Consider the following 14,156-nt stretch of genomic DNA (forward strand, 5'->3'; position numbering starts at 1 on the left):
AAAGGAGAATCATGGTGGACCCAGCACCGTTGCCCGAGGAGGCCGACGGCCCGCGCACGGCGGTGGTGACCGGCGCGGACTCCGGCATCGGCCGCGCAGTGGCGGTCGCGCTCGCGGGCGGGGGAGTGGACGTCGGAATCACCTGGCACACCGACGAAACCGGAGCGGAGGAGACCGCCGCCGAGGCCAGGGAACAGGGAGTGGCCGCACACGTGCGGCAACTCGACCTGACCGACCTGCCGACGGCGGCGAGCGTCGTGGACGACCTCGCGGACGAACTCGGCGGCGTCGACGTCCTGGTGAACTGCTCCGGGACCGGTAGCAGCGAACTAGCGATGAACATGGACTTCGACACCTGGCGCAAGGTCGTGGACGTCGACCTGCACGGTGTTTTCGTGTGCTCGCAACGCGCCGCGCGACACATGATCGACGCCGGCCGCGGCGGCCGGATCATCACGATCACCAGCGTCCACGAACACGTGCCTCGCGTCGGCGCCGCTCCGTACTGCGCGGCGAAAGCCGGTGCGGGCGCGCTGACCCAGGTGCTCGCCCTCGAACTCGCCGAGCACGGGATCACGGTCAATTCCGTTGCTCCCGGTGAGATCTCCACTCCGATGACCGGTCAGACCGATGCGGATCCGCGTGCGCAGGACCGTCCGGGAATCCCGTTGGGCCGTCCCGGGCACGCCCGGGAAGTCGCCGCGGCGGTGGCTTTCCTGGCCACCCCCGCGGCGGGGTACATCACGGGTGCGTCCTTGGTGGTCGACGGCGGGCTGATGCGCATGGGCGCGCAGGCCGGTACGGCTTTCCCGGACAACAGCTGGCGGCGTCCTTAAGCCCGTTCGGTGCGGCTGCCGCTGATCGCGACGGCCAGGGCGACGAGCGCGGTGAGCCCGTGCAGCCAGTTGTCCGCCCAGTTGAGGTTCACCGGGTCGTCGCGTGCGGTGCTGAACGCCGTCGCCAGAATCCCGTACGCGGTCAACCCGGTGAACGCCACGAACAGCACCCAGCAGTACGCGACGGCGCCGGAAAGCTTGCGTGCGGCCAAAAGACCGAGCAGCCCCAGTGCGGTGTGGACGATGTTCAGGACTGTGCTGGAACTGAACAGCCAGATCACGCGGGTGGTGTCGTGGCCGCCGTGCGCGGTTGCCGGGACGAAGAACCCGGCGATGCCGAGCACCAGGTAGACCAGCCCGAGCACGGCGACGACCGGACGGGCCCAGGAACGAGTCGTGACCGCCGGCATGGGGACTCCTTTCCGCCACGGCCGCTAGCCGTGCTTTTCCGTTATGGCCCGACAACTTCCCGGGCTAGTACTCTCGAAGCGACTTCGCGACGGAACCACCGGCCTGGTCGGCCTGTTCGTCCGGGTCCGGGTCTGCCCGGCGCTGCGGAAGGTCCTCGTCCGGGGCCGCCGCGCGCTCCGCCTCCGCCCGGGCGAGCGTTTCGTCGTCGGGCGGGTTCGGCACGGGCTGGACGTCCGGCCGTTCCTCGGCGAGCCTGCGCTCGAGCGGCTCGCCTTCGCGCGCCTCGGCGGGGGTCGTGGCCCGCTGGACCGCCGGGCTCCAGCGTTCTGGCGGCTCGATGCCGGCCTCCAGCGGGTCGACCCGCAGTTCGTCCTCGTCGAGAGATTCGGACTGATCGAGCGTTTCGGGCTCGGCCGGATCGCTGTCGGGCATGGTGCTCCTTTCTCCGTGCAGCGCTTGTGCCGCCGGGTACCCGGAAGGAACGGGACAAAACGGGGTCAGGCGGCGGCGAGGTCGCGGATCGCGGTCTGCGCTTTCTGGATTTCCTGTCCGACCAGGAGCGCGGTGAACCGCGCGACCGAAATGCTGTGCGCGGCCGAGGCGACCGCGTCGCAGGCGGCCTGCGCGTCGTCGGAATCGTGCCGCACCCGCCCGGCGAGGAGTGCTTCTTCGAGCTGGGCGGACAAATCGGGGAGGAGTTCGGAGAGGTCGTCGGCGAGGAGGCTCAGCAGGCCGAGCGTCCGGTACAGCTCGGCGGGCGAGTCGTAGCCGCCGGCGCCGGCTTCGCGACGGAGCCGGCGCAGCGCGGTCTGCGCCTGCTCGGCCGGTGCGGGAGACGTCGCTGAATGGTCCATGGAACGGCTGATACCCGGTGGCGCCACGGCTAACCGGACGGTCGCGGACCGGTTGCGGACGGTCGTGCCGGGTATCCGGGGACGATGAACGAAATCGTCGAACTGATCCGGAGGCGGGCCTGCCTCGCAGACGCCCGCGACGCCGTACGGGTCGCGCACGCGGTGCTGCGGACGCTGGCCGAGCGGATTTCCCCGGAGGCGGCGGCGAGCCTGGCCGTGCAGCTGCCGATCGAACTGGCGGACGACCTGCGCCCGGGCCGCGGGAGCGGGGAACGTTTCGAACTGCAGGATTTCGTCGGGCGGATCGCGGACCGGGCGGAGCTGGCGGACCCGGAGGCGGTGCATCGGGCCGGAGTGGTGCTCGCTGTGCTGGGCCGCGAGACGGTGCAGGTGGCGGACGAGGTCTGGGACGTCCTGCCGGAACCGTTGCGGCAGCTGGTGGGGGAGCGGGTCGCCTGACTCAGGCGTTCCGCATGCGGGGCCGGTGCGGCTGGGTGTGGCCGCCGGGCTCGCCCGGGATGTCGCGGTCGACGTGGTCGGCGTGGTGCAGCGCCTGGGCCAGCAGGCCGCGGACGTGCTCGTCGGCGGCGGAGTAGTACACGAACGTCCCCTCGCGGCGGCCCTTCACCAGGCCCGCGAGCCGCAGCTTCGCCAGATGCTGGCTGACCGCGGTCGGCGCGGCCCCGGCCAGTTCGGCGAGGCAGGCGACCGACGATTCCCCCTGCAGGAGCGCCCACAGCACCTTGATCCGCGTCGGGTCGGAGAGCAGGCGGAAGCTTTCCGCGGCCAGGTGGACCTGCTCGTCGGAGGGCATGTCGAAGTCCGGCAGGGAGGAGTGCATGCCCCGATGCTACCGCCCCTTCTTGGCTACCTGCGCATCTGCGCAGGTATGCTGGCAGTCGGCCGGGGCGTTCGCGCCGGTCCGGGTTCGCAGATTCCAGGAGTCGTTCGATGGCAGAGGCGCGTCAGGACCGTCCGCAGGCGGGGCACGGTCACGGGCATGGTCATGGCCATGGGCACGGGCACGGGCACGAGAGCTGGCGGCACCGCGTCAAGCACTTCCTCACCCCGCACAGCCACGACAGCGCCGACCGCCTCGACACCGCCCTCGAAACCAGCCGACGCGGCATCCGGGCGCTGATCTGGTCCTTCGCCGCCCTGTTCGGCACGGCGGTCATCCAGCTGGCCCTGGTGGCGGTCACCGGTTCGGTAGCGCTGCTGGGCGACACCATCCACAACTTCGCCGACGCCCTCACCGCCCTTCCGCTGGGCATCGCCTTCGCGCTGGGCCGCCGCGCCGCGACCCGCCGCTACACCTACGGCCTTGGCCGTGCCGAGGACCTGGCCGGAGTCGTCGTGGTGCTGATCATCGCCGGATCCGCCGCGCTGGCCGCCTACGAAGCCATCGACCGCCTGCTGCACCCGCACCCGGTGCAGCAGCTCTGGGTGCTCGCCGCGGCGGGCCTGGTCGGCTTCGCCGGAAACGAACTCGTCGCCAGGTACCGCATCACGGTCGGCCGCGAAATCGGCTCGGCAGCCTTGGTCGCCGACGGCCTGCACGCCCGCACCGACGGCTTCACCTCGCTGGCGGTCGTGCTGGGCGCGATCGGCGTCGCCCTCGGCTTCCCCGCGGCGGACCCGGTGATCGGCCTGCTGATCACGGTCGCGATCCTGTTCGTCCTGCGCGACGCGGCGAAGGAAGTCTTCCGGCGCCTGATGGACGCCGTCGACCCGGCGACAGTCGAACTGGCCGAACGAACAGCCGCGGCGGTGCCCGGAGTGGAAGGCGTCCGGGAAGTCCGGATGCGCTGGATCGGCCACAGCCTGCGCGCGGAACTCGCCATCCAGGTCGGCAACACGCTCACCGTCGAGCAGGCGCACGAACTGGCGCACAGCTTGGAACACCAGCTGATCACCACGGTCCCCCGCCTGACCGCGGCGGCAGTGCATGTCGAACCGGCGGTGGGTGCGGAAGCGGTCCACCACGGCTGACGGGGGATCGACCGATCGGCTTTCCTGGCGAAACGCGGTGTCCCCGTACGGGGTTCTGGTGCTAACGACGTGCGTGCGTGCAGAGTCAACTCGAACGGGCTGAATCCACACCCCCGGTAAAACCGGACAGCAGTTTCATTACCCGCATAAGCCGTGACGCTGACCTGATTCGCCCCGGATTCCCTTGCCCACCCGAAGAACTCCTCCGTCAAAGCAGTAGCGACGCCGGTTTCCCGATGGGCGGGATCGACGCGCAGGCTCTCCAGCACGCCGACCACCGCCCTCGGTCGGAGTGGGTCGGCGCGGCGGATCCGGCCGATCAGGTGGCCGACCGCGGCACCGAAGGGGAGAACGCCAGCAGGCACAGGATTCGGGCGTGGCGCGGCGGACGACAGCGTTCATGAAGAAAACGCTATCGCGAGCGAGTTATCTGGCAAATATCGAATTTCCGCCAATAACTCAGGCCGCCCAGACCCGCTCCCCGCCGACCCACGTTTCCCGTACCTGCACTTGGTCCAGCGTCTCCGGATCGGCCGTGAACGGATCCTCCGCCAGCACCGCGAAATCAGCCAGAAATCCCGGCGCCAGCTGGCCCTTCGTCCCCTCCTCGCCAGACGCGTAAGCCGAACCGGTCGTATAGATCCCCAACGCGGCCTCCAGGCTGATCCGCTGCGAAGGCCCGAACAACTCGCCGTCCGGGGCCCGGCGCGTCACGCAGCTGCGCAGTGCGTACAACGGCGGGAACGGCCCGCAGGGATGGTCGGACGAACCGGCCACCGCGACACCGGCGTCGAGCATCGAGCGGTGGGCGAACATCCGCTCGACGCGCTCCTCCCCGTAGTACTGGGTCAGTTTGTCCCCGTGCGCGGCGGCGTAGTTCGCGAACGGCACCGCGACCATGCCGTGGTCGCGCATGCGTTTCAGGATCTCGTCGTCGATGATGGAACAGTGTTCGATGCGGTGTCGCGGATCCGGCCGCGGGTTGGCGGCTTGGGCTTGGTCGACGGCGTCGAGAACGCGGCGGATCGCGCGGTCGCCGTTGGCGTGCACGCAGACTCGCCATCCGGCGTCGTGCACGTGCCGCACGGTGTCGGCCAGTTCGGCGGCGCTGACGCGCTCCAAACCGTAGCTGTCGGTGCCTTCGATGGGCTGCTCGACCAGGCAGGTCCCGCCGTTGACGGCACCGTCGGCGAAGGTCTTGACCCCGCCGAGGCGCAGCCGCGTTTCCGGGGTGAGCGGCGAGTCGGGGAGGGCGCGGAAGTAGTCGAAGTGGTCGTAGGCGGCCAGCGCGTTCACCCGGAGCGTGAGCTGGTTCTGGTCGGCCAGATGGCGGAGGACCTGCCATTCGGTGCGGCCGACCAGCGCGTCGCCGACCGAGGTGATGCCCGCGGCGTGCAGCGCGGCGGCGTGCCGGGCGAAGGCGGCGGCCAGTACCTCGGTGGGCGGGTCCCGCACGATCGTCGGGCGCGGCGTGAAAGCGGGGAACGCGAGGTCGTAGAGGGCTTGGTCGTGGATGACGCCGTCGAGGCGGCCGGCGGCGTCGCGGCCGAGGTGGCCGCCGGGCGGGGGTTCGCTCGAGTCGGCGAGACCGGCGAGGGCGAGGCCGGGGGAGTTGAGGACGCCGGCGTGCAGCGTCACGTGCACGACGAGGACCGGGTGGTCCGGGCAGGCCTCGTCCAGTTCGGCGCGGGTGAGTTCGCGGCCGCCGTTGCTGCGGAACGCGTCGTAGCCGCAGCCGATGACCCAGTCGCCGGGCGGCGTCGCGGCGGCTCGTTCGCGCAGGGCCGCGGCGAGGTCGGCGGTCGAGCGGATCCGCGCCGGCGAGAGGTCGACCTGCAGCGATTGCGCGGCCACGACGGTCGGGTGCTGGTGGGCGTCGTTGAAACCGGGGACGACGGTGGCGTCGCCGAAATCGTGCAGCTGCGCCGCCGGGAACTCGCCGCGCAGGTCGGCGACGCTGCCGTGCGCGACGATCCGTTCGCCGCGCATCGCGAAGGCCGGAGGTTCGGCGCCCGCCATGGTCACGATGCGCCGGGCGGTGACGATCTGCACGGATTCCGGTGCGGACACGAGGTTCCCTCCAGGGTCGACGGCTGACCGCGCGGCGTTGTGTCCACAAAGGACGGTGTGGCCACGGTGCCGCACCGCCGATTCTAGGGGTGGGACCGGCGAGGGCGCAGGATGCGAGCCCGCCGAACCGCGCCCAGGACCGGCATGAGCTGCCCTCCGGGACGAGCCGGAAAGCAGGCGGCCGAGGCTGCGGCAAACGGGTGATCTAGGTCGCAGCGGGCCGGACTCCGGAATGAGAACCGGCCCCGCGGCGGTGTATACGCTGGAAGCACAGGGCACCCGGCCCGGCTCCCGCGGCGGCAGGAGGCTCGCATGTCCGGCATCGGTGGAGCGCGGGCCGCGCTCGGCGCCGCGGCCGAGCCGTGGGAGATCCGCGTCGGGCGCGATCTCGCCGACCGGCTCGACACCAAACCGCCCTCCCGCTGGTCCCGGCCGGGCGCGGCGGCGGAGGATCTCGCGGACCTGATCGGCCCGGGCGAGGTGGTCCTGGCCCCGTCGGCGACCCGGCCGTCGGACGACGGCGTGGTGTGGACGCCGGAGCAGGCGCTGGGCGCGGGCGCGCGCGGGGTGGCGCTGTGGGTCGACGACCTGCCGTACCCGCGTATCGTCGGCGCGATCCCGTACCCGGAGCTGATCGCGGTCGACCACGCGATGGCGGGGAAACACGCGTGCCTGGTGCTAACCGGCGTCCGGACGACACTGGTTTTCCGCTACCGCTCGTGGGCCTGGCCCGCGGTGGCCGACCTGGTGACGCACGTGCGGTCGCGCGCACACCGTCCCGGCGCCCCGGAACCGGCGCACGCGGGCCCGCCTTCTCTCGGCTGGGACCGGCTCCCGGCGTCGCCGTTGGTGGCCCTCGGACATCCCCGGCAGACGCGCTACCTGGGTGCGGAACCGGAACTCCCGCGACGCTGGCTGTGGCAGCAATCCCGCCCGGCGGCGTTCGTCGTGCTCACGCGCCACGAACTGGTCGTGGTCCGCCACGTGCTGGGCCGGCGGCCGTTGACGCACGGGGTGCAGCTGCTGGCGGTGGCCCGGAATCGGATCACCGGTCTTGGCGCGCACGGCGATCGGTTGCGGATCGCGGTGCCGGCGGGTCGCTTCGAGGCGGACCTCGGTGCCGAACTGGCGGCGGAGGCGCGCTCGCGCTTCGGGTCGATGCTGCGCGCGGACGGGCGGCGCGTAGTGCGGAAGGCGTCGAAGGCTCCGCAGGCCTGAATCGCGCGTCCGGACCAGCAGTTCGCCGCGAAGTTGTGGTAAGCAAACGGGCTATGCGCGGAAAGACGATACGCGGCCTGGCAGTCGCCGCGATGAGCCTGCTGACCTGTCTCGTCGCCGCACCGCCGGCGCCCGCCGCACCGGAGCCGAAGGCACCGCCCGAATTCGTCGCCCTGCGCGACGTCGATCCGACCATCGTGCAGGAGATCCGGTACATCACGCCGCACAACTTCACCGGGGCGCCGGTCGACGGCTACCGGCAGCCGATGTGCATCCTGACCCGCGCCGCCGCCGTCGCGCTGCACCAGGCGCAGTTGTCGTTCCTGCGCCAGGGCTACACGCTCAAGGTCTACGACTGCTACCGCCCGCAGCGCGCGGTCGACAACTTCGTGCGCTGGGCCGAGAACCTGTCCGACCTGTGGATGAAGGACGAGTTCTACCCGCGCGTGGAGAAGGACCGGCTCTTCGCCGACGGCTACATCGCGGCGAAATCCGGCCACAGCCGGGGAAGCACGGTCGACCTGACGCTGGTCCGGCTCCCCGCGCTCCCGACGCGGCCGTACCGCCCCGGCGAGCCCCTGACGCCGTGCTACGGCCCGAAAGCCGACCGCTTCCCGGACAACTCGATCGACATGGGCACCGGCTTCGACTGCTTCGACACCCTCGCGCACACGCTCGACCCGCGGATCGTCGGGAAGCAGCGGGAGAACCGGACGCTCCTGCTGCACGGGCTGGAGCGGGCCGGGTTCAAGAACCTGCCCGAGGAATGGTGGCACTACACGTTCCAGCCGGAGACGTTCCCGGACACCTATTTCGACTTCCCGATCTCGCGGCGTTCGTTGAGCGGCCGTCCGTTCTGAGGCTCAGCCCTTCCGCAGCTTCCGGCGCACCAGCGGCCAGAACGCCGCGATCACGGCCAGCGACACGATGCTCGTCCACACCTGGGTGCGCGCGGAATCGTCGGTCAGCAGCATGACCACGACGATCGCCACGACGCCCGCGACGGTCAGGATCCCGAGCCACGGGTGCAGCCACATCTTGAGCTTCAGCCCGGCGCGTTCCTCCGGCGTCATCTTGTGCCGCATCCGCATCTGGGTGAACGCGATGAACGAGTACACGAACAGCGCGACGAGGCCCGCGGAGTTCATGATGAAGTCGAAGATGCCGGAGTCGGGCGCGACGAAGTTGACGAGCACCGCGATGTACCCGCCGACCGTGCAGGCCACCACCGCGAGGACCGGCACGCCGGACTTGTTCTTCTTCGCCACCACGCGCGGAGCCAGCCGCTTTTCGGCGAGCGCGGAGAACATCCGCCCGGCGGAATAGAGCCCGGAGTTGAGCACCGAACACGCGGCGGTGAGCACGACCGCGTTCATCACCAGACCCGCGCCGGGCAGCCCGAACAACGTGAAGGCGTGCGCGAACGGCCCCTCCTGCTTGGGATTCGGCAGCTGGTTCCACGGGACGATGGTGACGATCAGCAGCACCCCGCCGACGAAGAACAGCAGGATCCGCCAGATCACCGTGACGACGGCCTGCCGGACGCCCTTCGCCGGATCCTCGGATTCGGCCGCGGCCATCACCGCGATCTCGGTGCCGAAGTAGGAGAAGATCACGATCGCGACGCCGCTGAGCACCGGCCACCAGCCGTTCGGCGCGAACCCGCCGTGCTGCCAGAGGTTCGGGATCGAGAAACTCGCCTTCGGCCAGAGCCCGAACGCGAACAGCGCGCCGACCGCGAGGAACACGACGATCGCGGCGACCTTGATGCTCGCCAGCCAGTACTCGACCTCGCCGAACGACCGCGCGGACACCAGGTTCGTGCTGGTGAAGAACAGCAGCAGCACCACCGAAAACGCCCACTGCGGGACGTCCGGGAACCACCCGCCGAGCACCGACCCGCCGACGACCGCCTCGAACGCGATCACGCCGATCCAGTAGTACCAGTACAGCCAGCCGACCAGGTATCCCGCCCACTCGCCGAGTCCGACCCGGGCGTACTCCATGAACGACCCGATCGCCGGCCGCGCGGCGGCCATCTCGCCGAGCATCCGCATCGCGAGGAAGACGAGCAGCCCGCCGATCAGGTAGGACACGACGGCCGCGGGCCCGACGGCGCGCACGACGTTGCCGGAGCCGACGAAAAGGCTGGCCCCGATGATCCCGCCGAGGGCGATCATGGTGATGTGCCGGGAGCGGAGCTTCTTGGGGCCGGTGGCTGGGCCGGCTTGGCCGCGGGTCGCCTCGGCCGGGCCGGCCTCGCCGGTAGTTGCGGTGCTTCGGGTCGCCGGGCCTGGCGTCGCTTCGCTTCGGGCCGCCTCGCCCGGCGCGTCCGGGCTTTCCGGGTTTCCGTGGCCCTGCTCGGTGGTCCGATCAGCCATCGATCGAGCTTCCTCTCCTTCGGCCGTGCCCGTCCCGCGGTCGCGCCCCGGCCGACAACGATGTCGGAACCGGCCGTGGAGCCAGGCCTCGCTGACGCGGGGACAGTGTGCGGCCGCCGGGTCCGTCGAGGCTAGGTGCGGGCGGGGGAGGATGCCGGGCGAGGGAGTAGTCGATCATCCGAATGGAGCAGCACTGGGTGCCGGTTTTGTCCGGTAATGGCGCATGCGGCGGGCGGAATCCGCCGTTCGGGCGCGTCGGAAGTCCGTCCCCGCGGGGGCTGCCGTACTAGCCTTCCGGGCAAGAGCTGATGCAGCGCACGGCGATGGTGGTGCTCATCTCGTTGCCGGGCCCGGAGATCAGACCGGTCAGGAGCCGGTCGAGATTTTCCCGCACGCCGCATCCGGAGAACGGGGGGATGTCGAAGGTGCTCGTGAGCACTGTCGGCGGTGCGGTGTTCTGCAGTCCGGTCAGTCCTTTGACCTTGATCGTCAACGGGCTCGCGGTCGTGCAACTCGGTCCCAGGTCCAGCGTCTTGCCGTCGACCTTGGTGTCGCTCAGGCGAAGTCCGAGACTGAGCGTCAGATCGACGATCACCGACAGGTATTTCTTGCCGTCCGGGAAAAGCCGGGAGGCCACCACGCCCGCGTCGCCGGGATTCTTCAGCAATGCCCCGTGTTGCTCGCCCTCGGAGGTCAGGCTGACGGTGCCCGTCACCGGCATGAAACGAAACGCCACGAAATACGCGTTCACGGTGGGAGGCAGGGTGATCGACCCCGACAGGGTTTCCTTTACCGCGTCGACAGTGCTGTCGAAACGCCCTTCGCCGGTGGTCAGCTGAGAGCTCAGCTTCGCGATGCGTGTCACGGTATTCCGCACGAAATACGACGCTTTCAAACCCGCGGCCGCGGCATCCATGCGCGGAGTGTCGGCCGTCGCGGTGACCTCGCCCGGGACAGCGGACGCGGAGCTCAACGAAAAGGTACCCAGCGAGAGCGTCATGGCGGCCGCGAACAGCCGAAGGGCATGTCGTTTCGACGGAGACATGGAGCTTGAGTCCTTCACCGCGAGAGGCATCGAGATGTCGAACCGTACTTGGCGCAGTTCTCGCAAGGCAAGGATGCGGGCGCTGGGTGCACGAAAGGTGCATCCTCGCCACCGAGATTGTCATCTGCGTCCGAAACTCTGTGCTTCCGATTGTGCTCCGCGTGATAGCGAAGCACCGGAGGGCTGCTTGACAAGTTTTCGACTGCCGTCCTGCATGTCCGTGACAACAATCGATCCTTCGCCGTTTCTCTCGGGCGGAAGCTTGACGCGTCTCTCCTCTCGACGGCAGGCTGAGCCACGAATTCCAGAAGAGGGGGAATAATGAACTTATCCGGATATATGCGAACGAGTGCGATTTCCGCCGCGATCGCCGTCGTGACTCTTGGCGGCTCTACCATCGCGGCGGCGGCCCAGCCTCCGGCGTGGACGTTGTCCGTGTCGCCGTCAACCGGCCTCGCCGCCGAGCAGACGGTGACCGTCAACGCGTGGGGTCTTGCCGCCAACCAACAGATACTGCTGCTCGAATGCCCCACTGAGGACGGGAGTTGTTACGTCCTCGGATATCCGACAGCGGACGCCAACGGCGCCATCTCGACCACCGTCACGGTTTATCGGCAGATGTCGTTCGACGATCGCGCCTACGATTGCAAGACCTTGAGCGGGGGATGCTCGGTCCTCGGCAGTGATTTCTCTACCAACAGTGACCTGGTCAAGGTGCCGCTCTCTTTCCAGTAGCGGTGGGGCGTCTCGCCCGCCCGAGGGGTGCGTCAGCCTCCTTGGAAGTCGGCCAGGGTCGCCAAGATCTGGTACCTGGTCGCCGCGGCCACGCGGGGATTCGTTGCCGCATAAGCGGTGTACGCGTTGAGCCCGGTGCTCAACGCGTACCCGCGCCCGCGGGTCCAACTGTCCTCGTCGAGCCCCGACTCGACGCGGAAGATCTCTCTCGCCGCGGGTGGGAGGAGCGTCCACGCGATCAGCGCGTCACACGCCGGATCGCCGACGCCGAGTCCGCCGAAGTCGAGAACCGCGCTGACCTGTCCGTCGGCCAGCAAAAGGTTGCCCGGGTGCAGATCGCCGTGCACCCACACCGGCGGATGCGGCCACGGCGGTGCCGCGAGCGCGGCGTCCCAGACCGCGGTGAGCGCGGCGCTGTCGAAAACGTCGCCAGTTGAGGCGATCGCGACGCGGGTGTCGGCATCCCGGCGGGCGAGCGGGGCGCCGATGAATCCGTTGTGCGGTCCGGCGGCGAGGGTTGCGTCGGCCGGAATTCGGTGGAGCGCCGCGACGAAACGCGCCAGTTCGACCGCGTTCCGGTCCGGGCTGCTGAGCCCGCCGATTTCCGGGGGCGAGCCCGGCAGCCAGCGGGACACCGACCAATGCCACGGATAGCCTTCGCCCGGCACCCCGAGCGCGACCGGCTCGGGAACCGCCAGCGGCAAGCGCGGCGCGAGCCGGGGGAGCCACCGGGCTTCCTTCTCCGGCTGCCCCGCTGCCCACTCTCCGCGTGGCAGGCGCACGGACAACTCGTCGCCGAGCCGGTAGATGACGTTGTCCGAGCCAGCCGGGTCGAGCAGCGCCAGCGGGAGGGCGGCCAGTTCGGGGAGCTGCGCGGCCAGGAGACGCCGGATTAAGGTTTCGGTGGTCACCGGATTCTTGGCCGGATGTGTTGTCGGCAAAAGCGATTCCCTCGGTCAGACATTCCGCGGCCGGGACGTTCGCTTCGATCAGACCATGCTGTCCGGCGGCCGTCCAACGGTTTTCCGGCGGGATGCGTTGTCGGCGAGGGCGTTTCGCTCGGTTGGGCATGTCGCGGCGGGGAGGTTGGCTTCGATCAGGTCACTCTGTCCGGCGGCCGTCTGCTGGGTTCCCGGTGGGATGTGTTGTCGGCGAGGGCGATTCGCCCGTCCGGGCATGTCGCGGCGGGGAGGTTCGCTTTGATCAGGTCGCTGTCGGGCGGCAATCCGTTGGGTTCCGGTGGGATGCGTGGTCGGCAAGGGGCGATCCGCCCGGTTGGGCACGCCGCAGCGGGGAGGTTGGCTTCGGTCAGATGACGCTGTCCGGCGGCGGTCCACTGGATTTTCGGTGGGATGCGTGTCGGCAAAGGCGATTCGCCTGGTCGGCATCCCGTGGCCGGGATGTTCGCTTTCATCAGGTCAGGCTGTCCGTCGGCGGTCCGCTGGGTTCACGGTGGATGTACTGTCGGCAAAGGCGATTCCCTCGTTCGGGCATGTCGCGGCGGGGAGGTTCGCTTTGATCAGGTGACGCTGTCCGGCGGCCGTCCACTGGGGCCCGGCAGGATGTGTTGTCGGCAAAGGCGATTCCCCCGACCGGGCATCCCGTGGCAGGGCCGTTCGACAAGGTCACACCACGCCGTCCGGCGGCCGTCCACCGGATTCCGCGGATCCGTCAGCCCGGAAACTGCGCCGAAGCTCGGCAGGCCTGGATGAAGGCGGCCACTGCCGGTGCGGATTCCGCGCTGCGGTGCAGCAAGTGGAAGTCGGTCGTGGGGCCGGGTTCGGCCAGCGGCCGGTACACGACCTCCGGCACCGCGGCCCGGTCGACGCCTGCCGGGACTACCGCCAGACCCACCTTCGCGGCGACCAGCGCGAGCACGCTCAGTGTGCTGTCGGCGCGAAAGCGGGCCGGGTCCTCGCCGCGGCCGGGCGAGCCTGGCGGTGCGAGGTCGCCGTCGCCGGTGAGGTACTCGACGAGTTCCTCCCCGGCAAGCTGCTCGACGGTCAGCGTCCGGCGCCGGGCGAGGCGGTGTCCGGCGGGCAGGGCGACCAGGAACGACACCGAGCTGGCCGGGACCGAGGCCAGCCGGGGTTCGTCCGCCGGGGCCGGGAGCGCGCTGAAGCCGACGTCCAGTTCCCCGTCGAGGATCGCCGTGCGCTGAACCCGCGGCCCGGCCTCCCGCAGCTCGATCCGGACGAGCGGGCGCGCCTCGTGGAAGTCGCGGATCAGGCCGGCCAGGAGACCGCCGAACACGACGGCGCCCGCCACGCCGATCCGGACGCTCCCGGTCTCCCCGCGCAACGCCGACCGCGCGGTGTCGCGCGCCCGTTCGGCCTGAGCGAGCACTTGCCGCGCTTCGCCCAGGAACGCTTCGCCGGCCGGGGTGAGCCGGGGCCGTCGCCCGGTGCGGTCGAACAGCGGCCCGCCGAGTTCGTGCTCCAGGTCCCGGATCTGCATGCTCAACGTCGGCTGGACGACGTGCAGCGTGCCCGCGGCCGCGCTGAACCCGCCCTCCTCGGCCACCGCGACGAAGTAGCGCAGGTGCCGCAGCTCCATCTCGCTCCTATCAGCAGCACTGATCAGTGGATCAGAAACAAGTGTTTGAGCCTATCGC

Annotated in this window: 15 protein-coding genes and 1 pseudogene; 6 read left to right on the top strand and 10 right to left on the bottom strand. The window is 70.0% G+C overall.

Features of this window, described 5'->3' with window-relative positions; all coding sequences use genetic code 11:
- Positions 1-11 precede the first annotated feature (11 nt).
- Complete coding sequence (locus SSMG_RS15685) at positions 12-836, top strand: SDR family oxidoreductase (RefSeq protein ID WP_009077365.1); 825 nt, start codon at positions 12-14, stop codon at positions 834-836.
- Here SSMG_RS15685 and SSMG_RS15690 read toward each other — a convergent pair.
- From SSMG_RS15690 to SSMG_RS15700, 3 genes are all read right to left on the bottom strand, one after another.
- The gene (locus SSMG_RS15690) at positions 833-1,246 is read right to left on the bottom strand and encodes a DUF4383 domain-containing protein (RefSeq protein ID WP_009077367.1); all 414 of its coding nucleotides are present in this window, start codon (positions 1,244-1,246) and stop codon (positions 833-835) included. The genes SSMG_RS15685 and SSMG_RS15690 overlap by 4 nt on opposite strands.
- Before the next feature lie 64 nt (positions 1,247-1,310).
- Positions 1,311-1,679, bottom strand: a complete 369-nt coding sequence (locus SSMG_RS46930; RefSeq protein WP_009077369.1) for a hypothetical protein — start codon at positions 1,677-1,679, stop codon at positions 1,311-1,313.
- A 65-nt stretch (positions 1,680-1,744) separates the two neighbouring features.
- Positions 1,745-2,101, bottom strand: coding sequence for a hypothetical protein (locus tag SSMG_RS15700; RefSeq protein WP_037713796.1), 357 nt, complete (start codon positions 2,099-2,101; stop codon positions 1,745-1,747).
- Positions 2,102-2,185: 84 nt separating this feature from the next.
- On the opposite strand from SSMG_RS15700, the gene SSMG_RS15705 reads away from it, so the two are divergent.
- On the top strand, positions 2,186-2,560 hold the full coding sequence (locus SSMG_RS15705; RefSeq protein ID WP_009077371.1) for a DUF2267 domain-containing protein: 375 nt from the start codon (positions 2,186-2,188) through the stop codon (positions 2,558-2,560).
- Between the two features lies 1 nt (position 2,561).
- On the opposite strand, the gene SSMG_RS15710 is transcribed toward SSMG_RS15705, so the two are convergent.
- On the bottom strand, positions 2,562-2,942 hold the full coding sequence (locus SSMG_RS15710) for a metalloregulator ArsR/SmtB family transcription factor (RefSeq protein WP_009077375.1): 381 nt from the start codon (positions 2,940-2,942) through the stop codon (positions 2,562-2,564).
- A gap of 110 nt (positions 2,943-3,052) precedes the next feature.
- Between SSMG_RS15710 and SSMG_RS15715 the strand changes: the two genes are divergently transcribed.
- A complete protein-coding gene (locus SSMG_RS15715) occupies positions 3,053-4,093 on the top strand; it encodes a cation diffusion facilitator family transporter (protein ID WP_037713798.1) in 1,041 nt (346 codons plus the stop codon).
- Between the two features lie 104 nt (positions 4,094-4,197).
- Here SSMG_RS15715 and SSMG_RS43450 read toward each other — a convergent pair.
- Positions 4,198-4,458, bottom strand: a pseudogene (locus SSMG_RS43450) (GNAT family N-acetyltransferase); the annotation flags it as partial.
- A gap of 94 nt (positions 4,459-4,552) precedes the next feature.
- Positions 4,553-6,163 carry an amidohydrolase gene (locus tag SSMG_RS15720; RefSeq protein WP_037713801.1) on the bottom strand — a complete coding sequence of 537 codons (1,611 nt, stop codon included), beginning with the start codon at positions 6,161-6,163 and terminating at the stop codon, positions 4,553-4,555.
- A gap of 312 nt (positions 6,164-6,475) precedes the next feature.
- On the opposite strand from SSMG_RS15720, the gene SSMG_RS15725 reads away from it, so the two are divergent.
- Both SSMG_RS15725 and SSMG_RS15730 read left to right on the top strand, forming a co-directional pair.
- Positions 6,476-7,381, top strand: a complete 906-nt coding sequence (locus SSMG_RS15725; RefSeq protein WP_009077380.1) for a hypothetical protein — start codon at positions 6,476-6,478, stop codon at positions 7,379-7,381.
- A gap of 53 nt (positions 7,382-7,434) precedes the next feature.
- Entirely contained in the window at positions 7,435-8,241 is an 807-nt protein-coding gene (locus SSMG_RS15730; RefSeq protein WP_037713803.1) for a M15 family metallopeptidase, read from the top strand.
- 3 nt (positions 8,242-8,244) lie between these two features.
- On the opposite strand, the gene SSMG_RS15735 is transcribed toward SSMG_RS15730, so the two are convergent.
- Both SSMG_RS15735 and SSMG_RS15740 read right to left on the bottom strand, forming a co-directional pair.
- Positions 8,245-9,762: an amino acid permease gene (locus SSMG_RS15735; RefSeq protein WP_009077384.1), complete on the bottom strand. Its 1,518-nt coding sequence runs from the start codon at positions 9,760-9,762 to the stop codon at positions 8,245-8,247.
- A 286-nt stretch (positions 9,763-10,048) separates the two neighbouring features.
- Positions 10,049-10,807, bottom strand: coding sequence for a hypothetical protein (locus tag SSMG_RS15740; protein ID WP_009077386.1), 759 nt, complete (start codon positions 10,805-10,807; stop codon positions 10,049-10,051).
- A 321-nt stretch (positions 10,808-11,128) separates the two neighbouring features.
- Here SSMG_RS15740 and SSMG_RS15745 point away from each other — a divergent pair, with 321 nt between their 5' ends.
- Positions 11,129-11,542 (top strand): neocarzinostatin apoprotein domain-containing protein, encoded by a 414-nt coding sequence (locus SSMG_RS15745; protein ID WP_009077389.1) that lies wholly within the window; start codon positions 11,129-11,131, stop codon positions 11,540-11,542.
- Between the two features lie 32 nt (positions 11,543-11,574).
- On the opposite strand, the gene SSMG_RS15750 is transcribed toward SSMG_RS15745, so the two are convergent.
- Both SSMG_RS15750 and SSMG_RS15755 read right to left on the bottom strand, forming a co-directional pair.
- The gene (locus SSMG_RS15750) at positions 11,575-12,453 is read right to left on the bottom strand and encodes an aminoglycoside phosphotransferase family protein (RefSeq protein WP_009077391.1); all 879 of its coding nucleotides are present in this window, start codon (positions 12,451-12,453) and stop codon (positions 11,575-11,577) included.
- 760 nt (positions 12,454-13,213) lie between these two features.
- Positions 13,214-14,098 (bottom strand): LysR family transcriptional regulator, encoded by an 885-nt coding sequence (locus tag SSMG_RS15755; protein ID WP_009077394.1) that lies wholly within the window; start codon positions 14,096-14,098, stop codon positions 13,214-13,216.
- Positions 14,099-14,156: the final 58 nt, after the last annotated feature.

It is taken from the genome of Streptomyces sp. AA4, assembly GCF_000158875.1.
Classification (GTDB): Bacteria; Actinomycetota; Actinomycetes; order Mycobacteriales; family Pseudonocardiaceae; genus Amycolatopsis.